This window comes from Comamonas sp. Z3 (genome assembly GCF_008121565.1).
GTDB classification, from domain to species: Bacteria; Pseudomonadota; Gammaproteobacteria; order Burkholderiales; family Burkholderiaceae_C; genus Comamonas; species Comamonas brasiliensis.
In genome coordinates, this window is record NZ_VOQU01000004.1 from 517,410 (window position 1) to 540,911 (window position 23,502).

A 23,502-nucleotide genomic window follows, 5' to 3' on the forward strand; every position below is an offset into this window, starting at 1 on the left:
GTGCTCAGGGAGCACAGCGCATCTCCGGCTTGGCCGGCTCGGTGGGGTTCGTGGGGTTCGTGGGGTTCGTGGGATTGGTCGGGTTCGTGGGAGCAGGCGGGCTGTCATCGCTGCCACCACAGGCGGCCAGCGTGGCGGCCGTCAGGCAGACGAGCGCCAGCGCCTTGATCAAACGCTTGTTTTGCATGGAGTCTTTCGCTTGGATGTCGACAGGTTTCGACCGGCAAGAATCTAGGAAAAGCTCATGTCATCCCGATGACGTCCGTGTTTCAGTCCTTTTGCTCGCATGGCTCCGGCGTTCGAAGCTCGCGAGCCCTCTTCAGCGCGAAGCCCCATGCAAAAAGGGCCGACGCACCCACGTCGGCCCTCTGCAAGAAACATCGCAACGCCAGTCAGAACGCTGGCGCTTGCGCGGCTATTGCCGCTTTCCGTATCCCAGCCGATACAGCAACGGCAGCACCAGCAAGGTCAGCACGGTGGACGAGAGAATGCCGCCGATCACCACCGTGGCAAGCGGGCGCTGCACCTCGGCCCCTGTGCCCGTGGCAATCGCCATGGGCACAAAGCCCAGCGACGCCACCAGGGCCGTCATCAGTACGGGACGCAGGCGCGTGAGCGCCCCTTCGGTCACAGCCTGTTCCAGATCCATGCCCTGCTCGCGCAAGCTGCGAATGTAGGAGATCATGACCAGGCCGTTGAGCACGGCCACACCGCATAGGGCGATAAAGCCGATGGCCGCCGAAATGGACAGTGGAATGCCGCGCAGCCACAGCGCTGCAATACCGCCCGTCAAGGCAAACGGAATGCCGGTAAAGACGATGAGACCGTCGCGCACGTTGCCGAACATGACAAACAGCAGCGTGAACACCAGCGCCAGCGCCACGGGCACCACGATCATCAGGCGCTTGCGTGCGGACTCCAGGTTCTCGAAGGTTCCGCCCCAGCGCGTCCAGTAGCCGGCCGGCAGCGCAATGCCTTCGAGCTCCTGCTGGGCCTGGGCCACGAAGGAGCCGATATCGCGACCGCGCACATTGGCGCTGACCACGATGCGGCGCTTGCCGTCCTCGCGGCTGACCTGGTTGGGCCCCGGCGCCAGCTCCACCGTCGCCACGGATGACAGGGGCACAAAGCCCAGACGCCCGTCGCCGCCGCGCGGCAGCGCAATCGGCAGGCGGCCTATGCCGTCCACATCGCTGCGCATGGCCTCTGGCAGGCGCACCTGGATGGCGAAACGTCTGTCGCCCTCGAATACCGTGCCGGCCTCGCGTCCGCCAAAAGCCGTGCTGATGGCGTCTTGCACATCCCCCATGTTCAGGCCGTAGCGTGAGGCTTTCTCGCGATCAATCTGCACCGTGAGCATGGGCAGGCCCGTGGTCTGCTCGACCTTGACCTCGGAGGCACCGGGGATCTTCTGCAGCATCGCGGCCACGGCCTGCGCAGACTTCTCCAGCTGGGCCATGTCATCGCCGAAGATCTTGACGGCCACATCGCTGCGCACGCCAGAGATCAGCTCGTTGAAGCGCAGCTGGATCGGCTGCGAGAACTCGTAGTTGCTGCCCGGAATCCCTTCCACGGTCTCCTGCACGGCGCTCAGCAGATCGTCGCGCGAGCGCGCCGGATTCGGCCATTGCTCGCGCGGCTTGAGCATGATGTAGCCATCCGAGATATTGGGCGGCATCGGGTCCGATGCGATCTCGGCCGTTCCAGTCCGCGCGAACACGCGCTCGATTTCGGGGAACTGCTTCTTGAGCTCGCTCTCGAGCTGCATCTGCATCTGCACCGATTGCGTGAGGCTGGTGCCCGGTATGCGCAGCGCCTGGATCGCGAAGTCGCCTTCGTTGAGATTGGGCGCGAATTCGCTGCCCATGCGTGTGGCCAGCAGGAGGCTCAGCGCGACGATGACACCTGCCGCCGTCAGCACCACGGCTGGCGCATGCATGACTTTTTCGAGCACCGGTGCATAGGCACGGCGTGCCCAGCCCATGAGGCGGTTTTCCTTCTCGGCCACCTTGTCGCCCATGAACAGCGCAATCGCGGCGGGAATGAAGGTGATGGACAGCAGCATGGCACACAGCAGCGCAATCACCACCGTCAGCGCCATCGGGTGGAACATCTTTCCTTCCACGCCGGTGAGCGCAAAAATGGGCAGATAGACCACCATGATGATGAGCTGGCCGAACAGCAGCGGGCGCCGGGCCTCGCGGGCTGCCGCAAATACCTCCTCGAAGCGTTCGCTGCGGCTCAGCGGCCGGCCTGCTGCCGCCTGTGCATGGGCCAGACGGCGCACGCAGTTCTCCACGATCACCACCGCGCCGTCGATGATGATGCCGAAGTCCAGCGCCCCCAGACTCATCAGATTGGCGCTGACGCGCATCTGCACCATGCCCGTGAAGGTGAACAGCATGGAAAGCGGAATGATGAGCGCCGTGATCAGTGCGGCGCGCAGATTGCCCAGGAACAGGAACAGGATCGCCACCACCAGCGCCGCGCCTTCGATCAGGTTCTTCTTGACCGTGGCAATCGCCTTGTCCACCAGATTCGTGCGGTCGTAGACCGTCACGGCCTTCACGCCGGGCGGCAGGCTTTTGTTGATCACCTGCATGCGCTCGTGAACGGCCTGGGCCACGGCACGGCTGTTCTCGCCAATCAGCATGAACACCGTACCCAGCACCACTTCGCGGCCGTTGTCCGTGGCTGCACCGGTGCGCAGCTCGCGGCCCAGGCCCACGTCGGCCAGATCGCGCACGCGGATGGGCTGGCCTTGCGCCGAGCCCACGATGACTTCGCGAATATCGGCAATGCCGCCCACCTGTCCCGGTGCGCGGATCAGATACTGCTCGCCCTGGCGCTCTATATAGCCGGCGCCCACATTGGCGTTGTTGCGCTCCAGCGCTGCAACGATATCGGCCAGCGTGAAACCATAGGCCGCGAGCTTCTGCGGCTGGGGTGCCACCAGGTATTCCTTGGCAAAGCCGCCAATGGAGTTGATCTCGGTCACGCCCGCAACATTGCGCAGCTGGGGCTTGATGACCCAGTCCTGGATCTCGCGCAAATCCATGGGCGTATAGGGCGATCCGTCGGGCTTGGTGGCACCGTCATCGGCCTCCACGGTCCACAGGTAGATCTCGCCCAGTCCCGTGGAAATAGGCCCCAGCGCGGGAGCCACACCCGCCGGCAGCGCATCGCGTGCCTGCTGCATGCGCTCGTTCACCAACTGGCGCGCGAAGTAGATGTCCGTGCCGTCCTTGAACACCACGGTCACCTGGGACAGGCCGTAGCGCGAGAGCGAGCGCGTCTGGTCCAGCCCCGGCAGGCCGGCCATCAGAGTCTCGATGGGGAAGGTGACGCGCTGCTCGGTCTCCAGCGGTGAATAGCCGGGCGCCGAGGTATTGATCTGCACCTGCACATTGGTGATGTCGGGCACGGCATCGATGGGCAGGCGCTGGTAGTTGTAGATACCCAGGCCCACCAGGGCAAGCGTGGCCAGCATGACCAGCCAGCGCTGGGCAATGGCAAAGCGGATGATGCGCTCAAACATTCAAACTCCAAATATCTTCATCTGCCCTGTCACACTGGCGCAATCCAAACCAGAGACACCGAGCAAGAGCCGCCTCGCAGCGGGGCCTCGTCCCCCTTGGGGGAAGGCGCGCCGCGCCTCAGGGGGTGGCTAATCAGTGCACATGCTCGGCCGTAGCCTTGCCCAGCTCGGACTTGAGCACGAAAGCCCCGTCCTTCACATAGCGCTGGCCTGTGCTAAGGCCCTGCAGCACTTCGGTGCTCTGGCCGTCGGCCTTGCCCAGCTTCACAGCCTGAGCCTTGAAGCCGCCGGCTACCGGCACAAACACCACGGGCTTGTCGCCGTCGATCTTCTGGATGGCCGCATTGGCCACCGCCACCGCCGCCTGCTGGCCCGCTGCCGTCAGTTCCACATTCACAAACAGGCCCGGGCGCCAGATGCCGTCCGGGTTGTCCAGCGTGATGCGCGCAGGGGCGGTGCGGGTTTCCTGCCCGATCAACGCGCCCACATAGGCCACGACTCCCGTGGCCCGGGATTCGAAGGCCGTTGCGTGCACGGTGGCCTTTTCGCCCACGCGCACAAACGGCAGATCGCCGGCCGCGACCTTCATTTCGGCCCAGACCGAGCGCAGATCGGAGATGGTGAACACGGCCGTGCTGTCCTGCACGGCTTCGCCCACGGCAAGGTGCTTTTCCACCACCACGCCATCGAAGGGCGCGCGCAGCTCGAAGCGGTTCAAAGCCCCGGCAGTGCCCGATCCGGCACCGATCGCAGCCAGCTTCTGCTGCGCATTGGCGGATGCGATCTCGGCCTCGCGCAATGCCTGCTGAGCCTGCAGATAGTCCTGCTCAGCCGAGATCTTTTCCTGCCACAGCTGCTTTTCGCGCTGATAGGTGGTGCGTGCCAGCGCCAGGCGCTTTTGCGCCGCCATCAGCTCGCTGCGCTGCTCGGATATCGCAGGGCTGGTCAAAGTGGCCAGCAACTGGCCCTTTTTCACCAGCTGTCCCAGATTGGCCGCCACGCTTTCGGCCACGCCCGCCACACGGGGCACCACATGGGCCGTCCGGTCCTCGTTGAAGCGAATCTCGCCGGGCAGCTGCAGCGTGCCGGCAATCAATGCAGGGCTGGCCTCGGCCAGGCTCACGCCCGCCGCCCTGGCCCGCTCGGCATCGAGCTTGAGCAGGCCTTCCTCCTCATCGGCATGGTCGGCCTCGGCAGCGGCTTTGCCCTTGCCCGGGCTCTGCTCGGCATGCCCGGCTTCGCTGCCATGGTCATGCTCTTTTTCTTCATGGGAATGGCCTTTTTCTGCAGCGCCATGTTCATGGCCTTGGCCTTCCACGGCCGCTGGCCGGGTGCCGTAGACGATGGCGGCGGCAGCTGCCGCGCCCAGCGCCAGAATGATGGCAATCGCAATCGCCGTGCGACGGGGCTTTGGGGAGGTGGAATTCATGATGCGTGTTCTTACTCAAGACCGGGCACATCGCCCAGCTGGCGGGTGATGTCGGCGGCCGCCTGGTGGGTGGCCACCAGTTGCTCCAGATAGAGGCTGCGTGCCTCGGCCAGCGTGCGCTGGGCATCCAGCACTTCCAGATAGCTGAACTTGCCCAGGGCAAAGCCCTTGGCAGCGACTTCGTAAGCGGATTCGGCGGCCGGCAAGACCTGCTGCGCGAGCTGCTCGGCCTGGGCCCGGCTGGTCTGCAGCTGCTCGCGCTGCTGCTGCAGCAGCGCATGCATCTGCTGGCGGGTGGCCAGCAGTTCGTCCTCGGCCTTGTCGGCCAGACGCAGCGCCTGCAACTGATTGCCGCGGTTGCTGTCCAGAATCGGCAGCGGCACAGAGATACCCACCACCAGCTGATTGCGGCCCACTTCCTGCGCACGCTTCATGCCCAGACTCACGCTGGGATCGGGCAGACGCTTGGCACGCTCGAGCTCTGCGACGGACCTGGCCTGAAAGACGGCCTGCTGCGCACGCAGCATCTGCGGCGAATGCTCCAGCCTTTGCAGCATCGGGCCTTCATCGGGCAGTACCGGCAGCTGCGCCAGCTCACCCACCGCGCTGCCAAATGCCGCAGGCTGCGCTCCCCACAGCGCTGCCAGTTGCTGACGCGCCACACGCAGACCGGAGCGCGCCTGGGCCAGCGCCAGCTCGGCACTGCTCTCGGCCACACGGGCCTTGGTTTCCTCCAGCGGCGCCACCTTGCCCGCCTGCACGCGCTTGGCCGCGGCATCGCGGGCACTGCTGGCGATCTCCAGCGTCTTCTGATGCAGCTGCACGCGTTGCTGGCCAGCCAGCACATTGGCAAAAGCCGTGCGCACATCGGCACGCAGGCCAGCCTGGGCGGCCTCCAGCTCGGCCCGGGCCAGCTCGCGGCCATGTTCGGCCGCCTTCATGCGGGCCTCGCGCTTGCCGCCGATTTCTATGGACTGGTTCCACTGCAGCGTCATGGAGCGGGTTTCGCGGCGCGTGTCTTCCTGCGAATAGGCCAGCTCGGGATTGGGTCTGGCACGGCTCTGAATCAATGCCCCTTCGCTGGCCGCCAGGGCCTGGGCCGCCGCCCGCAGACCGGGGTTGCGCTCCATGGCCAGTGCCAGCGCGGCCTGCAGGCTGATGGGGGCGGCAGCCACTGCCGTGACGGGCGCAGGCTGTTGCGCCCAGCTGCAGGGCACGAAAAGGCCCAGGCCGCTGCCCAGCAACGCAGCGGCCGCCTTGGTGATGAATGTCATGGTGATGCTCCGCCTGCATGCCAGCCCCTCGGTTGGCAGTCCTGTACAGGCGGGGCAAATCTAGCGTGGCGGCCCCCACAGGGTTCTGACCTCAAGATGACAAATTTGTCATCTTCGCCAGCGGCCGACTTGCTCGACAATCTGCGGCATGAAGCTTCTAGTCATCGAAGACGAAACCAAGCTCGCCGAGTACCTGCAAAAAGGCCTGGGCGAGGAAGGCTTTGTGGTCGATGCCGCGCACAACGGCATCGACGGCCTGCACCTGGCCACGGAGCAGCCCTACGATCTCATCATTCTGGACGGCATGCTGCCCGGCATCGATGGTCTGGCCGTGCTGGCCGCCCTGCGCCAGTCGCGCCAGACGCCGGTGCTCATGCTCACGGCTCGCGCCCAGGTGGAAGACCGCGTCAGAGGCCTGCAGGCAGGCGCCGACGACTATCTGGTCAAGCCTTTCGCATTTTCGGAACTGGTGGCCCGCATTCATGCGTTGCTGCGCCGCGGCCTTCAGGCCCAGGCCACGCCCGAGGCCACGGTGCTGCGCATGGCCGATCTGGAGCTGGATCTGCTGCGCCACCGCGCCACGCGTGCGGGACAGAGGCTGGACCTGACGGCCAAGGAGTTCAATCTGCTGAGCCTGCTGCTGCGGCGCCAGGGCGAAGTGCTGTCGCGCACCGAACTGGCTTCCCAGGTCTGGGACATGAACTTCGACAGCGAAACCAATGTCGTCGAGGTCGCCGTGCGCCGCCTGCGCCTCAAGCTCGACGCGCCCTTCGAGCAGCCCCTGCTGCACACGGTGCGCGGCATGGGCTATGTGCTGGAGCTGCGCCCCGAGGCCTGAGCCCCGGCGCCTACCATTCGCGTGGGGCGATCAGCTCTTGCACATCCGCATCTGCAAATCCATAAGCCCTGGCAATGGCCTCGAAATCAGCCGCAATGCATTCACGTGCCGCCGTCTCCATCTCGCTGCCCTGCTCTTCGAACGCCTGCTGCAGATCGTTGAAGCGCTCGGTCGCCGCATGGCTCAAGCGATACAGCTGCTCCAGATTCTGCGGCTTTTGCTGATCGATCTGCAGACACAGTTCTCGCAGAATATCCTCCCCCTTGCGCACCAGCTCCTCGGGGAAATAGCTGTCCTCGTACATCTCCTGCAAGAAGGCATGGTGGTTCAGGATGGCATTGGCAGGACTCATGGTTTCTTCCTCCGCAAACAATCAATCGTCCAGCATAGCAGCCACCATGACCACTGATTCCACTCCTTCCTGCGCAGCCCGGATCCCGAACCTGAGCCGGCGGCTGTCACGCTCGCTGGCCCTGCAGACCATGCTGGGCCTGGGTCTGGTCTGCGTGGCCGTGTACTGGGGCAGCTGGCTGGCCCTGGCACAGCGCCAGCAGGAAAGCCTGGAGCAAAAGCAGGTCACGGTCACCCATCTTCTGCAACAGGCGCGTGCCAATCGCTCCGCCTCCAGCATGCAGCACATGCTGTCCGACTTCCTCACAGGCCACGAGGATATGTCGATCCGTGTCAGCTATGCCGACGGCACGCTGCTGTTCGAGAAACTGCACCAGCCCCTCGACGATGTTCACAGCGCCCGGCGCAGCTTCAGCGTCGTGCTGCCAGCCCATGTGGATCAGCAGGAGCAGCAGGTCGTGCAGGTACTGCTGATGCTGGACCGCCGCCCCGACGATGCCCTGCTGCGCCAGCTGGCCTGGATTCTGGGCCTGGCTGCCGTCAGCGGTGCGCTGCTGGTGTCGATGTTCAGCGCCTGGCTGGTGCGCCGCGGGCTGGCGCCTCTGCATTCGCTGGTGGAGCAGACCCGGCAACTGGGCGCCAAGGATCTGAGCCGTGACTGGCAGACCAGACTCGACGACAGTAACCAGCCCCAGGAGCTGCGTCCGCTGATTGCCCAGTTCAACGCGCTGCTGGAGCGACTGGCCGTGGCCTACCGCCAGATGGAAGCCTTCAACGCCGATGTGGCCCATGAGCTCAACACCCCGCTGACCACGCTCATCAGCAGCTGCGAGCTGGCTCTGCGCAAGCCCCGCGATGCGGGCGAGCTGCGCGACATCCTGGCTTCCAATCTGGAGGATCTGCAGCGCATGGCCGGCATCGTGGCGGACATGCTGTTTCTCTCTCACGCCGATCGCGGCGAAAGCGCGCACCGCATCCAGGTGGCCAGCCTGGCCAGCCTCGCGGACGAAGTGGTGGAGTACCACGAGGCCGCGCTGCAGGAGGCCGATCTGCAGGTGCGGGTGCAGGGCGATGCGCAGGCTCAGGTCGATGCGCGATTGCTGCGCCGGGCACTGTCCAATCTGCTGGGCAATGCCACGCGCTATGCCACGCCGGGCAGCTGCATAGAGATTCAGATCAGCATGCCGCAGGCCGGCCAGGTCACGCTGGCGGTGCAGAACCAGGGCCAGGCCATTGCCGCAGAACATCTGCCCAGACTGTTTGACCGCTTCTACCGCTCGGACGCAGCCCGCAGCCAGGCCGATCGCAACCACGGCCTGGGCCTGTCCATCGTGGCCGCGATCGCGCGCATGCATGGCGGACAGGCGTTTGCGTACTCCGACCGCTCTGTCACCAGCATCGGGCTGAGCCTGCCTGCGGGCCAGGATGCACAAGCACCGGCGCCTGTTTCATCCGGCAACCGGGCGTAAAAGCCGATGAGGCCCACACGCAGCGCCGAGCAGGGATGACATGGAGCTGCGCGGTCAGGCCGCAAGATGGCCGCCCGTGTATCGCTGAAAGGAAACACCATGCATTGCTTGAGAAACGCTGCCTGCCTGGTTCTGGCCGCCAGTGCCGGTCTCGGCCTGCCCGCTCTGGCTCAAGGCCGGATTCCCGATATGCAGCAGGCCGGCGCGCTGCGCTACAGCTGCGGCGGCATCGGCGAGGACGAATCCACGCTCATGCGCGCCGCGATGAAGGATTACCCGCTGTCGCTGCTGTTTGCGCAAAAGGACGGCGCCTATCTGGCCAATGTGGCGGTCGAGGTCAGCTCCGGCAAGGACAGCAGCCGCTTCACGGCCAACGGCCCGGTCTGCCTAGTACAGCTGCCTGCCGGCAGCTATAAGATCACCGCCACCACCAGGGAGGGCGTAAGCAAGACCCAGGCGGCAGAGATCGGCAAGGGCCCGCATCAGCTGGACTTCCGCTACTAGCGGCAAGCCGCTGGCAGGCGGCGGCAATGCCCCGGGGCCGTTCAGGGGAGATGCGCACGGTCGCGCTCCGCAAGGCCAGGCAATGAGGACAATAAGCGCCATGTCCCAAGATCAAGACGCATCCACCTATCAGGCCCATCTGCAGGCCGGCAACGCGCTGGTGCAGCAGGCCCAGAAGATTGCCACACAGGACTTCGAGCAGGCCCGCGCATTCTGGCAGGCCGCCGGCAAGGAGTTCTATCTGGCGCACAAGGCCGATATGAACGAGCCGGAAGCCGCCTTTCGTCTGGCACAGGCCTGGATGGCCGAGGCCCATGCCTTGCAGAAGGAAGAAAACCGCAGCGCATTGCTGATGTGGGCCAACGCCGCAGCGCAATGCGAGCTGGCCTTTGACCTGGAGCCCGAAAATGGCCGCATCGCCATGACTGCCGCCAGCTGCCATCTGTTCGCAGGCCAGGCCGATGCCGCCAAGGCCTGGCAGTTGATTGGCAAGCAGCTGCTGCCGCCCGAGCCTTCGGAGCCCGCTGCCTGATACTTTTGATAGCTTGCTGCGCATGAAAACAAAGGGTTTCAATGCTTTTATGCATTGAAACCCTTTGTTTATTGGCCAAAGCAGCTATTAAATTGATGCTCTCTCAAAAAGCCTAGCGTTCGAGCGCGGCGCGAATCTGCTGCGCATTGGCCTGCATGGCCTGGGGGCCGCTGCTGCCCAGCAAATACCAAAGCTGCGGATCGACAAACACCAGTTGCTGCTTGCGGCCTGCACGGGTGTTCTTGATGGTGTCGTTGTCGAACAGCTCACGCGACGGCACGACCGGCTTGCCGTCCTTGTCCTTGGTGCTGCCCGTGCCCGCATTGCGGTCGATCACGAACAGCCATTCGGGGTCAATCCTGGCGATATCTTCCATCTTCAGCGCAATGCCGCGCGCCTGCGCCGGATCTGCGGGCAGGGCAGGCTTGATGCCCAGCACGTCATGCAGCAGACCGAAGCGCGAACCCGGCGTCTGTCCGCTCATATTCCGGTTGACGGCCAGCACCAGCAGGCCTGGCGCGGCCTTGGCCGCGGCAGCGCGGGTGGCGTCCACGTCGCTGCGCACCTGCTGCATGAGCTGCGCGCCCTGCACCTGCTTGCCCCACAGGCTGGCCAGTGCGGTCACATTGCGCTGCATATCGCCCAGCAAGTCATGACCCGAGGTGCTCAGGTCCAGCGTGGGCGCGATACGGCTCAGCGTTTCGTATTTGCCGGCCGAGCGGCCGGCCACCACGATCAGATCGGGGCGGATGCGGCTCAGCGCCTCGTAGTCCGGCTCGAACAGCGAGCCCGCCACCTGGTAACGGGCATCGGCATAGCTGGCCAGATAGGTGGGGAAATGGGCCCTGGGCACGCCCGTCACCGGCAGCTTGAGCGCCTGCATGGTGTCCAGCGAAGCCAGGTCGTACACCACCACGCGCCGGGGAGCCTGGGGCAGCTCGGTCACGCCCCGGGCATGCTGGACCTGGATTCGGGCGGGCAGGGTCGCAGACGACAGGGCCTGCGGCGTTTGCGCCCAGGCGGCGCCGGCCATCATCAGCAGGGCCACGATGGTGGCGCGACGGCTGGTTAGTGGTTGCATGAAGTACCTTGAAAAGCGGAAACAGAGGAAAGACCGGCAGCCCTTGCCGCGGATTGCGGCAACGGGCTGCGATGACCAGGATCAGAACTTGACGTTCATGCCCAGCCAGTAGCGGCGGCCATCAAGCACGGTGTCGTAATTGACGCCGTCATAGATGACCTGCTTGTCCAGCAGGTTGTAGATGCCCGCGTACAGCGTGACAGTCTTGTTGAGCTTGTAGGAGCCGCCCAGATCCAGCATGGTGTAGCTCTTCTGGGTGAAGCTGCCCGAGGACGCTCCGCCCGTGGGGGCGCTTTCCTCGCCGCGGTAGGAAGCCTTGAGCCAGCCGTTGAGCTGGGCCGTGGGGCTCCAGTCCAGCGAGACATTGAACAGATGGCGTGGCAGCTGGTTCAGCGGCATGCCGGCAAACTCGCCGCTCTTTTGCTCGGATTTGGTGAAGGTGTAGTTGGTCTTCAGGCGCAGCGCCCGGCTCAGCTGGGTGCCCAGCGAAGCCTCCAGGCCGCGCGTGATGGCGTTGTCCACATTGATGTTCGTGGTGGGCACGCGGCCCGAGCTGTTGAGCGGGCCGCAGCTGGGGCAGGCCACGCGGGTGATCTTGTCCTCGAACTCGTTGTCGAACACCGTCAGCCCTGCCGTGGTGCCGGCGCCGCTGTCGTAGAGCACGCCGATTTCCTTGGTCAGCGAGGTTTCGGGCTTCAGGTCGGGGTTGCCGTAGATATTGCCGCCACGGCTGCTCTGGCCCCAGTCACCCACGGTCTGACGCAGCGACGGCGCACGAAAGCCCGTGGAGACACCGCCCTTGACCGTCCACTGCGGGGCCAGATTCCACACGCCATACAGGCGCGGGCTGACCTGGCCGCCGGCCTGGCTGTCATGGTCGTAGCGCAGGCCGCCGGTCAGTGCGAAGTCCTTGAGCAGACGCCATTCGTCCTCGGCAAACACGGCCCACTGGCTGCGGTTGATGTGGGTGCGGCTGGCATTGGGCAAGGTGTTGGTGGTGGTGTCCGTCAGGTCCTGCTCGTTGTAGCTCACGCCCGTGGTCATCAGATGGCTGGCCCCCAGCGGCGCCACCCAGCTGCTGTTGAAGACCGTGTTCTTGATGGTCATGTCGCGCGACAGATTGCGCGTCTTCTCCTGCTGCAGATAGGTGTCCGAAGATGCCCAGCCCCAGCGTCCCTTGTGCTGCAGCGAGAAGTTGTCGCGCTCGAATTGGCGGTCGCTGAGTGCAGCCGTGGCCGCCAGCGTCTTGCCCGGCGTCGAGGTGTAGTGCTGCTTGCCCGTGCCCAGCTCGGCAATGATGTCGTGGTCCTTGTTGGGCGTCAGCGCCAGCTTGACGTTGAGCGCGCGGTTGTCGTAGTCGTTGTAGCCGTTGAGGATGTTGTCCTCGCCGCGCTTGTTGTAGTTGCCGTAGATGCTCAGGCCCAGCAGATCGGTCTGTACGGGGCCGGACAGATAGAAATTGCTCTGGTAGATATTGCCCGAGGACGAGCGCTCCTGCAGCGTGGCTTCGGTGCGAATGGAGCCCATCCACTCTTTGGCCACCTTGCGCGTGATGATGTTGATCACGCCGCCCATGGCGTCCGAGCCGTAGAGCGAGGACATGGGGCCGCGCACCACCTCGATGCGCTCGATCGCCTCCAGCGGCGGCACCCAGCTCTGGTCGGTGCCGGTGGAGCCGTTGGCCTGCGTTTCGCGGGTATTGGTGCGCTTGCCGTCCACCAGGATCAGGGTGTAGTTCACGCCCATGCCGCGCAGGCTGATGTCGTTGGAATTGTTGTCCGAAGGCACCAGATTCACGCCGGGCACATCGCGCAGCGCATCATGCAGATTGTTGTAGCTGCCTTTTTCCAGCTCTTCGCGCGTGATGACGGAAATCGATGCCGGCGCATCCTTGATCTCCTGCTCGAAGCCCGAGGCCGTCACCACCACCGTCTCCAGCGATTTTTCCTGCGCCGCCGTCAGCCCATGGGTCAGCAGGCCGGCAGCCGCCAGCGCCATGCCCAGCATGGGGCGCAGCGACCGGCGGACGGTGATCAGAGGACGGGAAGATGAAGAGGCGCAGGCCGTGGCGAAGCCTGCAGCAGCGGCTGCATGAATTTGCATGATGAGTTCGGAAAAAAAGGCACATCGACCAGGCAAGGCTGCGCCCCATGGCCAGGGCCACGGAAAGCAGGTACCGGTCAGCGAAGCATTCGCGCTGTTGGAGTGATGAAGAAGGCAATCACGATCTGCGCAGAGATCGTCCTGGCTACACCATGCGGCGGGGCATGGCGGCATGCGGCCATTCGATGGGCATGCCTGGCTGAGTCAAAGATTGCATCAAGGTCTTCTTGTTGCGAATAATTCTCATTGTAACCACAACTAACAGGCCTTCCAAAGAATTTTTACTGTTAAGTACTTTGGCATGACCTCAAACCAGCATCGCCCGGCAGCGGCATGCGCGGTCTGGTCGTGAAAAGGCTTTAGCCCAGCCAGGCCAGCATGCTGCGCCACAGGGCAGCGGCATGCGAGATCAGAAACAGCAGCAAGCCGATGGCCCCGCCCACCAGCGTGCCGTTGATGCGTATGTACTGCAGGTCCTTGCCGATATGCGCCTCGATCAGCGTGGCCAGCTGCCCGGCATCCCAGCGCTGCACCGTGTCGGCAATATGGCGGGCGATGAACTGCGAGACATCGGGCGCCAGCGTCGTCGCCCAGCGCTTGAGGCGCTCGTTCATGGAGCTGCGCAGTGCCTCGTCATGCGCCAGCGCCTGGCCCAGCCAGCGCCCCATCACGGCGGCGCGGCGCGCCATGGCCGAATTCTCGTCGGCCAGATCGCGCTCCAGCCGTGCGCGCCAGCCGGTCCATAGCTCGCGCAGGTAGACGGCCAGCTTCTCGTCATGCAGCAGATAGTTGCGCAGCTTTTCCACACGCTCGGCGTAGACGGGATCGTTCTGCAGCCCGTCGATCAGACGCTGTATCGAGTTGTCGAAAGCCTGGCGCAAACGGTGGCCGGGGTTCTGGGCCACGTCCTGCAGCAGGCTGTCCAGAGCGCTGGCAATCACGCTGGCGCCCTTGTCGCTGAGCCAGTCCGTGGGCAGCATTTTTTCCTTGATCGGGTGCTCTCGCTTGAGCCAGACCACGATGGTCTGCGCGATCATCACATGGGTCTGCTCCTGGCGCAGCACGCGGCTGATGCGCGCCAGCACATCGTCCAGCACCTCCTGGTGGCGCCCGCCCGCCGTCAGCCCCGACAGCAGCGATGCCGCCGCACGCGACAGATCCACATGCTGCATTACGGCCTTGAGCGACTGGGTCAGAAACTTCTCGACCTGCTTGTCCTGCACCATCTCCAGCGCGGCCAGTGCCAGCCGCGCCACCTGCCTGCCCAGCAGTTGGCTGTTGGCGGGAGCCGTCAGCCAGTCGGCCAGCGCCTGGGCCGGATTGTTGCGCTCGATCAGCGCCACCAGCGAAGGCGCGTCCAGAAACTTGTCGCGCACGAAAGTGGCCAGGTTGTTCCCTATGCGATCCTTGTTGCGCGGGATGATGGCCGTGTGCCGCCCCACCAGCGGCAGCGGAATGTGGCGAAACAGCGCCGAGACCGCAAACCAGTCGGCCAGCGCCCCCACCATGGCGGCCTCGCAGATGGCCCGCAGGCACACCAGCCACAGCGGCACGGCCTGGCCCTCCAGTCCCCAGCGCGAGCCCGCCAGCGCCGTGGCGATGAAGCCGGCCGTCACCAGCAGCAGCAAAATCAGCGGCAGCCGCTTGGCGCGCTGCAGGGACAGGCGTTGTTCTTCGGTGAGCATGGCGCAAGCATAGGCGAGTCGGGCCGGCTCGCCTATGCCTGCGGCCCCGATGGCCGCGCATGGCCTGCGCTGCGCCATTGCAGCGACAGGCGGCAGGCTTTTGCAATTGCACCGAAAATAGCGCTCCTGTATTCCCTGACTCTCGAGAAATCATGACCGAAGCCACCCGCCCCGAACTGCCCGACCATCTGTCCGTTGACCCTCGCAGCCCCCACCATGTGGCCGCCGTGTTCGAGCACGATATCGGCATCCGCTTCAACGGCAAGGATCGCTTCGACGTCGAGGAATACTGCGTCAGCGAAGGCTGGGTCAAGGTGCCCGCCGGCAAGACCCTGGACCGCAAGGGCAAGCCCCTGCTGATCAAGCTCAAGGGCACGGTCGAAGCGTATTACCGTTGACCCCCTGAGGCGCTTGCGCGCCCGGGCGGCCCCCGCCTTCCACGGCCTCGCTGCGGGGTGTCATGCCCCTGGCCTGCCGACACCGACTCGGGCCGTGCTCCAATAAAAAGAGCTGTTTGCGCTTTATTTACAAGGGCTTCAAATGCTTTCAGCGATGAAACCAAGTAATACATGCGCTAACAGCTCTTTTTTAATGAGCATTCACTCAATCAAGCCAGGGCTTCTGCCGGGCCGAAGAACTCGTAGTGCACCTGGGCGTCGGGCACGCCCAGCTCGCGCAGCGACTGCTTGACGCTGCGCATGAAGCCGCGCGGCCCCAGGAAGTAGACATCGGCATCGCGCGACGCGGGCAGCCACTGGGCCAGTCGGTCGGTGCTCAGCAGGCCCTGGGCATCGACCTCGTCGCCGGCATCCGCCTGGTCGTAGCAATAGCGGCGCGTGAGCTGCTCGTGGCGGCTGGCCAGCGCATCGATCTTCTCGCGGAAGGCATGCACGCCGCGATCGCGCGCGCAGTGGATAAAGGTGATCTCGCGACCCGTGGGCAGCGCGGCCTGCAGCATGGGCAGCGTGGGCGTGATGCCCACGCCGCCGCTGATCAGCACCAGAGGCCTGGCGCCGGCCTGCAGGGTGAAATGGCCGGCCGGCGGAAACAGCTCCAGCGTATCGCCCACGTGCAGCTGGTCGTGCAGATGGCTGGAGACCTTGCCTCCGGCCTCGCGCTTGACGCTGATGCGATAGCTCCTGCCGTTCGCAGCTGCCGACAGCGAATAGTTGCGGCGCTGCTCCAGGCCGTCGACCACCACGCGCAAGCCGATGTACTGACCGGGCTGATGGGTGATCACCGCGCCGCCGTCCGCAGGCTCCAGATAGAACGAGGTGATCTCGGCCGATTCGACCTGCTTTTGCACCAGCTTGAAGGCGCGCGCACCGCGCCAGCCGCCTTCGGCCGCCGCCGTCTGCTCGTACACGCTGCGCTCGGCCGCGATCAGGATGTCGGCCAGCTGTTGATAGGCCGCCGCCCAGGCAGCGATCACCTCGTCCGTGGCAATCTCGGCGCCCAGCACTTCGCGAATGGCGCGCAGCAGACAGCCCCCCACGATGGGGTAATGCTCGGCCTGCACCTGCAGTGCCACATGCTTGTTGATGATCTGGGCGGGCAGATTGCCCAGGTTTTCCAGGCGGTCGATGTTCTTGGCATACATCAGCACGCTGTGCGCCAGAGCACGCGGCTGGGCGCCGCTTTGCTGGTGCGCCTGGTTGAACAGCGGGCGCACCTCGGGGTATTCGCCCAGCATGGTCTGGTAGAAATGCGTGATCAGCGCCTCGCCGCCGGTTTCCAGCAGCGGCACGGTGGCCTTGACGATCTCGCGTTGACGTTCGGTAAGCATGCAAATCTCCTGGTTGCTGCCTTGCCAGCTGCAAGGCTTGTACCAGTGAGTGCAAGCGGCGTGCCAGCCTCAATACCACTGCAAAACAATGGCTTGCAGAAGTATGCGTCAATATGACATTGCTCAATTGCTGTCTTTTTGACACCTAACGCTGTCGTTATGACAACTTCCCATATTCTCAACGCTGTCAGCCCGCTGATCGCCGATCTGGCCCAGGACCTGCCCGAGCGCGAACGCCTGCGCCGTCTGCTGGCCGCGCTGCGCAATCTGCTGCCCGCCGATGCCGTCGCCCTGCTGAAGCTGGAAGGCGAATGGCTGCGCCCCATGGCGATCGACGGCCTGATGCCGGACACGCTGGGCCGACGCTTTCGCCTCGCCGAGCATCCGCGCTTTGCCCAGCTGCTGGCGGCCGGCCAGGCCATGCGCTTCGAGCCCGACAGCCCCCTGCCCGACCCCTATGACGGGCTGGTAGCGCACAAGGGCCAGGCCATCAGCGAGCTGCATGTGCATGACTGCATGGGCTGCGTGCTGCAGCTGGGCGGCCTGCCCTGGGGCCTGCTGACGCTGGACGCACTGGAGCCGCGCCGCTTTGCCGACCCTGCGGCCCTGGCCATGCTGCAGGCCTTCAGCAATCTGGCTGCGGCCACCGTGGCCACGGCCGAGCGCGTGCACCAGCTGTCCCAGCTCGCGCGCGGCGCCGCCGGCTCGGGCAGCCCCGCCACACCGCCGGAACGCGGACTGCAGGGCGCAAGCCCTGTCATGCGCCAGTTGCAGAAAGACATTGCCCTGGTCGCCGCCAGCGATCTTTGCGTGCTCATCACCGGCGAAACCGGCACCGGCAAGGAGCTGGTGGCCCAGGCCGTGCATGCGCAGTCGGGCCGGGCCGGCAAGCCCATGATCAGCATCAACTGCGCGGCCCTGCCCGACAACCTGGTCGAGAGCGAGCTGTTCGGCCATGTGCGCGGGGCCTTCACGGGAGCGCTGAGCGAGCGCAGCGGCAAGTTCGAGCAGGCGCATCAGGGCACGCTGTTTCTGGACGAGGTCGGCGAACTATCGCTGCCCGTGCAGGCCAAGCTGCTGCGCGTGCTGCAAAGCGGCCAGCTGCAGCGCCTGGGTTCGGACCGGGAGCATCATGTGGATGTACGCGTGATCGCCGCCACCAACCGCGACCTGGCTGCGGAAGTCGGCGCCGGGCGCATGCGCGCGGACTTCTATCACCGCCTCAACGTCTATCCGCTCAATGTGCCGCCGCTGCGCGAGCGCGACAGCGATGTGCTGCAGCTGGCGGGCTATTTCCTCGAGGAGAACCGCTCCAGGCTCAGGCTGGGAGGCCTGCGCCTCGATGCAGCCGCACAGGCAGCCTTGCTCAATCGCAGCTGGCCCGGCAATGTGCGCGAGCTTGAACACTGCATCAGCCGTGCCGTGCTCAGGGCCCTGAGCCGCCATGACGGCAGCGCCAGCCGCGCCGGCGCCCGGCTGCGCATCGTGACGCTGGGGCTTGCCGATCTCTGGGAGCGGACCGAGGCGCCTGCCCCCGGACAGACTGCGGCCGCCAGCGACCCGGCCACACCGGCAGCGGCGCCCGAGGCCGGCCTGCGCGCCGCCGTCAGCGCCTATGAGCGCCAACTGGTCAGCGCCAGCCTGGCCCGCCACCGGGGCAGCTGGGCCGCCGCAGCGCGCGAGCTGCAGCTCGATCGCGCCAATCTGCAGCGCCTGGCCAGGCGGCTGGAGATAGACAGGCCTTGATCAGCGGCCCTGGATGCCCAGCAGCTCCACGTCGAAGTTCAGCGTGGCATTGGGCGGCACGGCTCGACCCGCGCCGCGTGTGCCGTAGGCAATGGCTGGCGGGCAGGTGAACTTGGCCTTGCCGCCGACCTTCATCTTCTGCACGCCCTCGGTCCAGCAGGGGATCACGCCATTGAGCGGGAACTCGATGGGCTGCTTGCGGGCATAGGAGCTGTCGAACTCCTTGCCGGTATCGGGGAAGTAGCCGCGGTAGTGCACCTTGACGGTGTCCGTCGCCTTGGGGCTGGGGCCCGTGCCTTCGACCTGGCTTTCATAGACCAGCCCGCTGGCAGTGGTGACCGGCGCAGCATGAACCGCTGCGCCAGCACCCATGGCCCATACAAGCCCGATCACGGTGATTGCGTTTTTCATATCGGATGCGCTGAATGAACAAAACCCGACTTTAGTGCGAAGTCGGGCCGGAAAAATGTCACGGCAGCCATGCTGCCGGCTGCATTGACTCAGATCAGGGCAATGCCGATATCGTCCAGCGCCTTGGACAGATGCGCCACGGAGCGATCCGAGTCATGCCATTTGTCCAGGCCGAACAGGCCGATGCGGAAGGTCTTGAAGTCCGGGCCTTCATCGCATTGCAGCGGCACGCCCGAGGCGGTCTGCAGGCCGACCTTGAGAAAGGCGCGCCCGCTCTGGATTTCCGCATCCGTGGTGTAGCTGACAACCACGCCTGGAGCCTTGTAGCCCTCGGCCGCCACGCTGGGAAAGCCGCGCGACTGCAGCAGCTCGCGCACCTTGCGCCCCAGCTCCATCTGTTCTTCGCGCACCTTGGCAAAGCCGTACTCGCGCGTCTCCAGCATCACGTCACGCAGGCGCAGCAGCGCATCCGTGGGCATGGTGGTGTGATAGGCATGCTGGCCTTTTTCGTAACCCTCGGCAATCTGCATCCACTTCTTCAGATCGCAGGAGAAGCTGGAGCTTTGCGTGTGCTCTATGGCCTCGCGGGCACGCGCCGAGAGCATGACCATGGCGCAGCAAGGCGAGCTGCTCCAGCCCTTTTGCGGCGCCGAGATCAGCACGTCCACGCCGGTTTTCTCCATATCGACCCACATGGCGCCCGAGGCGACGCAATCCAGCACGAACAGCGCGCCGACCTCGTGCGCGGCATCGGCGACGGTGCGCAGGTATTCGTCGGGCAGCATGATGCCGCTGGCCGTTTCCACATGCGGGGCAAACACCACCTTGGGGCGCTCCACGCGAATGGTCTCGGCCACATCCTCCGCCGGGCATGGCGCCCAGGGATCCTGGCTGCCCTCGCCCTGCTTGCGCGCCTTGCAGACCACGGAGCCGCCGCCCAGGCCTGCATCGGCATCGAAGATCTGCGTCCAGCGGTAGCTGAACCAGCCGTTGCGCACGATCAGCACCCGCTCGCGGTTGGCGAACTGGCGCGCCACGGCTTCCATGCCGAAAGTGCCGCTGCCAGGAATCAGCACGGCCGTGTTGGCGTGATAGACATCCTTGAGCATGCCCAGGATGTCCTGCATCACACCCACGAACTTCTTGGACATGTGGTTGAGCGCTCGGTCGGTGTAGACCACCGAGAATTCAAGCAGGCCATCGGGATCGACGTCGGGCAAAAGTCCGGGCATGGGATATCTCCAATCGCAAATACTGGGCAATCAAAAACACCCCGGAGCAGCCGTTGGGCCGCCGGGGCGCTGGTGCAAGACATTCAGCTTAGCATGAGCCGGAATATGGTTTTGCGTATGCAGTTCATATCAAAAACATGAGCTGAAAGCGCTTTATGGGTCGGAGATTGCAACCGATTAAACGTTGAAATTTCGATGCCCCCATCAGCGTTTACCATGTGTCCACAAAGCGGCTGCCTTCCTCGCGCAGGCGCGCACCGGCCAGGCCGCGCACCAGCCAGGCGCGGGTCTCCGCGGGGTCGATGACGGCATCGACTTCCAGCGTGGCTGCCATGTGCATGGCCTCGCCATGTGCGTATTGCTGGGCCAGCAGCTTCTCGAACAGCGACTCGCGCTGCGCGCCCTCGGGCAGGGCTTCGAGCTCCTTGCGAAAGCCCAGCCGCACTGCCCCTTCCAGACCCATGGCGCCGAACTCGCCCGTGGGCCAGGCCACATTGAAGATGGGCGCATGGAAGCTGCCCGCCGTCATGCCCATGGCGCCCAGGCCGTAGCCCTTGCGCAGCACCACGCTGAAGTACGGGACGCGCAGCTTGGCCGCCATGACGAACAGCCGGCTGACATGGCGCACCTGGGCGGTTTTCTCGATCTCCGGCCCCACCATGAAGCCGGGCGTGTCGACCAGGCTGACGATGGCGATGCCGTGGGCATTGCACAGCTGCATGAAGCGCGCCGCCTTGTCCGCCGCATCGGCATCGATGGCACCGCCCAGATGGCCCGGGTTGTTGGCCATCAGCCCCACGGGCCGGCCCTCGATGCGCGCCAGCGCCGTGTGGATGCCGACGCCGAAGCCGACTCTCAGCATCAGCAGGCTGCCCTCGTCCACCAGCCCGGCCATGGCGGCGCGGGTGTCGTAGGCACGCAGGCGATTCTCGGGCACGACGTGGCGCAGCAGACGCTGGTCGGGCTCGGACCATTGGTCGATGCGCCCCTGGAAGAAGGACAGATAGTGCCTGGCCGCCGCCACGGCCTGGGCCTCGTCGTCGACCAGGATGTCGATCACGCCATTCGCATGCTGCACGCTGGCGGGGCCAACTTCCTCGGGCCGGAAGACACCCAGGCCGCCGCCCTCGATCATGGCCGGTCCGCCCATGCCGATATTGCTGCTGCGCGTGGCGATGATCACATCGCTGCAACCCAGCAGCGCGGCATTGCCTGCAAAGCAGCGGCCGTGGGTGATGCCCACCACGGGCACCTGACCCGAAAGCGCCGCATAGGCCGCGAAGGTATGCACATGCAGGCCCGCAACCACGGGGGTATCGGTATCGCCGGGCCGGCCGCCGCCGCCTTCGGCAAACAGCACCACGGGCAGCTTCTGCTGCAGCGCGATGCCCAGCATGCGGTCGGTCTTGGCGTGATTGCGCGCCCCCTGGGTGCCGGCCAGCACCGTGGCGTCATAGGACATGACCACGGCGCGCGACCGTTCCGCGCCGAACTGGGCTGCATTGATGGAGCCCATGCCCGTCACCATGCCGTCGGCCGGCGTGTTGGCCACCAGATCGTCGAGGCTGCGCCTGCGTGTCTGCGCAGCAATCGCCAGCGCCCCGTACTCGATGAAGCTGCCTTCATCACAGAGATCGGCAATGTTTTCGCGCGCGCTGCGGCTGCCCTGGCCGTGGCGCCTGGCCATGGCCTCGGGCCGCGCGGCATCGAGCGTGAAGGCATGGCGATCCTTGACGCGCTGCAGATCGGCCCGGATGTGGCCCGGGTCCTGCCGCTGCGCCGCCACCTCGGCATGCGCCGCATCGCCCTGAACGGGCGCGAGCACCAGCAAGGCCTGGTCCTGCGCCACATAGCTGCCGGCCTCCGCCAACAGCACCTGGACCCGGCCCGCAGCCTGCGCGAACAACACATGCTGCATCTTCATGGCTTCGAGAATACCCAGCTCGGCGCCCTTGGCCACCGTCTCGCCCACCGCCACAGACCACTGCACGACCCTGGCGGGCATGGGAGCCAGCACAGCATTTTCAGGAGCTTGATGCGCTTGGTATACATTGTTTTCAGACTCAAAAGTATCTGAATTCTTTGAATGACTTGCGCTTGAAGCTATCTTTTCTGCAGCCTCCACCAGCTGCGGCAGGACCTCTTCGAGCCAGCGCGTGTGCACGGTCTGCTCCAGCATCTCGGGCCGCTGGGCCAGGGCCTGCAGCAGCGGCAGATTGGTGGCCAGGCCCGCAATGCGGCAGTCGGCCAGCGCGCGCCGGGAGCGGCGCAGCACATCCTCGAAACGCGGCGCGTGGCTGTGCACGACGAGCTTGGCCAGCAAGGTGTCGTAGTGCGGCGACGGACTGGCCCCCTGCTGCGCATGACCGTCCAGGCGTATGCCCGGCCCTTGCGGCCAGTGCAGCTCGGCAATGCGGCCGCCGCCGGGGCGGGAGTGGCCCTGGGCATCCAGGGTTTCGGCATTGATGCGCCACTGCATGGCATAGCCTCGCGGCCTGGGCGGGGCATTCACATTCAGGCCCAGGTCGGCAAAGTGCTCGCCCGCCGCAATGCGGATCTGGGCCTGCACCAGATCGACGCCAAAGACCTCTTCGGTAATCGTGTGCTCCACCTGCAGACGCGGGTTGGCCTCGATGAACACATAGGGCAGGGACTCGGACTGCAGATCGACCAGAAACTCGAACGTGCCCAGACTTTCGTAGCGCAGCCTGGCTGCCATGCGCAGCGCGTCCTCGGTGATGCGCTCGCGCAGCGGCTGCGTCAGGCTGGGGCTGGGTGCAATCTCCACCAGCTTCTGAAAGCGCCGCTGCAGCGTGCATTCGCGCTCGCCCAGCGCCATCGGCCATTCGCTGCCGTCGCCCAGCAGCTGAATCTCGATATGGCGCGCGCCGCTCATCAGCCGCTCGACATAGACGCCGTCCACGCCGAACGCTGCCTGGGCCTCGCTGCGGCAGCGCTGGTAGGCGGCCGCCACTTCTGCAGCCTCGGTGACCGCACGCATGCCGCGCCCGCCGCCACCGCCAATGGCCTTGATCATGATGCCGCTGGCCCCGTCGGCCTGCTGGCGCGCAAAGAACTGTTGGGCCTGCTCCAGCGTCACGGCCTCGGGGCTGCCGGGCATCAGGGGCACGCCGCATTGCTGCGCCAGCGCACGGGCCCTGGCCTTGTCGCCGAGAAGCGCCAGCTGCTCTGGCGTCGGGCCGATAAAGCGCAGGCCCGCTGCCGCACAGGCGCGCGCAAAGTCTGCGTTCTCGCTGAGAAAGCCATAGCCCGGGTGCAGCGCATCGCAACCGTGCTGCTGCGCAATCCGCAGCAGCTGCGCACCATCGAGATAGGCAGCCGGTCCGCTGGCGCCCAGTGCCTGCGCCTCGTCAGCGGCCCGCACATGCGCGGCCGCCGCATCATCGGCGGCGTACACCGCCAGGCTGGCAATGCCCAGCTCCTGCAGCGCTCGGATGATGCGCAGGGCGATTTCACCGCGGTTGGCGATCAGGACTTTCTTGAACATAGGACTCTCGTTTTA

Annotated in this window: 18 protein-coding genes; 6 read left to right on the forward strand and 12 right to left on the reverse strand. The window is 65.4% G+C overall.

The features are described from left to right. Window positions 1-4 precede the first annotated feature (4 nt). The 4 genes from FSY59_RS14480 to FSY59_RS14495 all read right to left on the reverse strand — a co-directional run bounded on the left by FSY59_RS14480 (window position 5) and on the right by FSY59_RS14495 (window position 6,241). Complete coding sequence (locus tag FSY59_RS14480; protein WP_043375463.1) at window positions 5-187, reverse strand: hypothetical protein; 183 nt, start codon at window positions 185-187, stop codon at window positions 5-7. A gap of 228 nt (window positions 188-415) precedes the next feature. After that, a complete protein-coding gene (locus tag FSY59_RS14485; RefSeq protein ID WP_148729196.1) occupies window positions 416-3,538 on the reverse strand; it encodes an efflux RND transporter permease subunit in 3,123 nt (1,040 codons plus the stop codon). 133 nt (window positions 3,539-3,671) lie between these two features. Continuing rightward, complete coding sequence (locus FSY59_RS14490) at window positions 3,672-4,967, reverse strand: efflux RND transporter periplasmic adaptor subunit (protein WP_148729197.1); 1,296 nt, start codon at window positions 4,965-4,967, stop codon at window positions 3,672-3,674. An 11-nt stretch (window positions 4,968-4,978) separates the two neighbouring features. After that, window positions 4,979-6,241 (reverse strand): TolC family protein, encoded by a 1,263-nt coding sequence (locus tag FSY59_RS14495; protein ID WP_148729198.1) that lies wholly within the window; start codon window positions 6,239-6,241, stop codon window positions 4,979-4,981. A gap of 148 nt (window positions 6,242-6,389) precedes the next feature. Between FSY59_RS14495 and FSY59_RS14500 the strand changes: the two genes are divergently transcribed. Next, window positions 6,390-7,079, forward strand: coding sequence for a heavy metal response regulator transcription factor (locus tag FSY59_RS14500; RefSeq protein ID WP_003050636.1), 690 nt, complete (start codon window positions 6,390-6,392; stop codon window positions 7,077-7,079). Between the two features lie 10 nt (window positions 7,080-7,089). Here the strand turns inward: FSY59_RS14500 and FSY59_RS14505 are convergent, their stop codons facing one another. Then, entirely contained in the window at window positions 7,090-7,431 is a 342-nt protein-coding gene (locus FSY59_RS14505; RefSeq protein WP_034377416.1) for a DUF5713 family protein, read from the reverse strand. Window positions 7,432-7,477: 46 nt separating this feature from the next. On the opposite strand from FSY59_RS14505, the gene FSY59_RS14510 reads away from it, so the two are divergent. From FSY59_RS14510 to FSY59_RS14520, 3 genes are all read left to right on the forward strand, one after another. Further along, entirely contained in the window at window positions 7,478-8,899 is a 1,422-nt protein-coding gene (locus tag FSY59_RS14510; RefSeq protein WP_148729199.1) for a heavy metal sensor histidine kinase, read from the forward strand. Between the two features lie 99 nt (window positions 8,900-8,998). Further along, window positions 8,999-9,403: a hypothetical protein gene (locus tag FSY59_RS14515; protein WP_003050630.1), complete on the forward strand. Its 405-nt coding sequence runs from the start codon at window positions 8,999-9,001 to the stop codon at window positions 9,401-9,403. A gap of 100 nt (window positions 9,404-9,503) precedes the next feature. After that, window positions 9,504-9,935: a hypothetical protein gene (locus FSY59_RS14520; protein WP_003050626.1), complete on the forward strand. Its 432-nt coding sequence runs from the start codon at window positions 9,504-9,506 to the stop codon at window positions 9,933-9,935. Between the two features lie 112 nt (window positions 9,936-10,047). On the opposite strand, the gene FSY59_RS14525 is transcribed toward FSY59_RS14520, so the two are convergent. From FSY59_RS14525 to FSY59_RS14535, 3 genes are all read right to left on the reverse strand, one after another. Further along, window positions 10,048-11,016, reverse strand: coding sequence for a siderophore ABC transporter substrate-binding protein (locus FSY59_RS14525; RefSeq protein ID WP_148729200.1), 969 nt, complete (start codon window positions 11,014-11,016; stop codon window positions 10,048-10,050). Between the two features lie 81 nt (window positions 11,017-11,097). Further along, a complete protein-coding gene (locus FSY59_RS14530) occupies window positions 11,098-13,119 on the reverse strand; it encodes a ligand-gated channel protein (protein WP_148729201.1) in 2,022 nt (673 codons plus the stop codon). A 359-nt stretch (window positions 13,120-13,478) separates the two neighbouring features. Further along, window positions 13,479-14,804, reverse strand: coding sequence for a DUF445 domain-containing protein (locus FSY59_RS14535; RefSeq protein ID WP_043376982.1), 1,326 nt, complete (start codon window positions 14,802-14,804; stop codon window positions 13,479-13,481). 152 nt (window positions 14,805-14,956) lie between these two features. Here FSY59_RS14535 and FSY59_RS14540 point away from each other — a divergent pair, with 152 nt between their 5' ends. Continuing rightward, entirely contained in the window at window positions 14,957-15,202 is a 246-nt protein-coding gene (locus tag FSY59_RS14540; RefSeq protein WP_003050615.1) for a DUF3297 family protein, read from the forward strand. Between the two features lie 209 nt (window positions 15,203-15,411). Here FSY59_RS14540 and hmpA read toward each other — a convergent pair whose 3' ends face one another. Beyond that, on the reverse strand, window positions 15,412-16,590 hold the full coding sequence (gene hmpA / locus FSY59_RS14545) for an NO-inducible flavohemoprotein (protein WP_148729202.1): 1,179 nt from the start codon (window positions 16,588-16,590) through the stop codon (window positions 15,412-15,414). 159 nt (window positions 16,591-16,749) lie between these two features. Here hmpA and norR point away from each other — a divergent pair, with 159 nt between their 5' ends. Further along, entirely contained in the window at window positions 16,750-18,336 is a 1,587-nt protein-coding gene (norR, locus tag FSY59_RS14550; protein ID WP_148729203.1) for a nitric oxide reductase transcriptional regulator NorR, read from the forward strand. Here the strand turns inward: norR and FSY59_RS14555 are convergent, their stop codons facing one another. The 3 genes from FSY59_RS14555 to FSY59_RS14565 all read right to left on the reverse strand — a co-directional run bounded on the left by FSY59_RS14555 (window position 18,337) and on the right by FSY59_RS14565 (window position 23,487). Then, window positions 18,337-18,747, reverse strand: coding sequence for an FKBP-type peptidyl-prolyl cis-trans isomerase (locus tag FSY59_RS14555; protein ID WP_003050606.1), 411 nt, complete (start codon window positions 18,745-18,747; stop codon window positions 18,337-18,339). 89 nt (window positions 18,748-18,836) lie between these two features. Then, window positions 18,837-19,979, reverse strand: a complete 1,143-nt coding sequence (locus FSY59_RS14560; RefSeq protein WP_003050602.1) for an aminotransferase class V-fold PLP-dependent enzyme — start codon at window positions 19,977-19,979, stop codon at window positions 18,837-18,839. Window positions 19,980-20,190: 211 nt separating this feature from the next. Further along, complete coding sequence (locus FSY59_RS14565) at window positions 20,191-23,487, reverse strand: carboxyl transferase domain-containing protein (protein WP_148729204.1); 3,297 nt, start codon at window positions 23,485-23,487, stop codon at window positions 20,191-20,193. Window positions 23,488-23,502 lie beyond the last annotated feature (15 nt).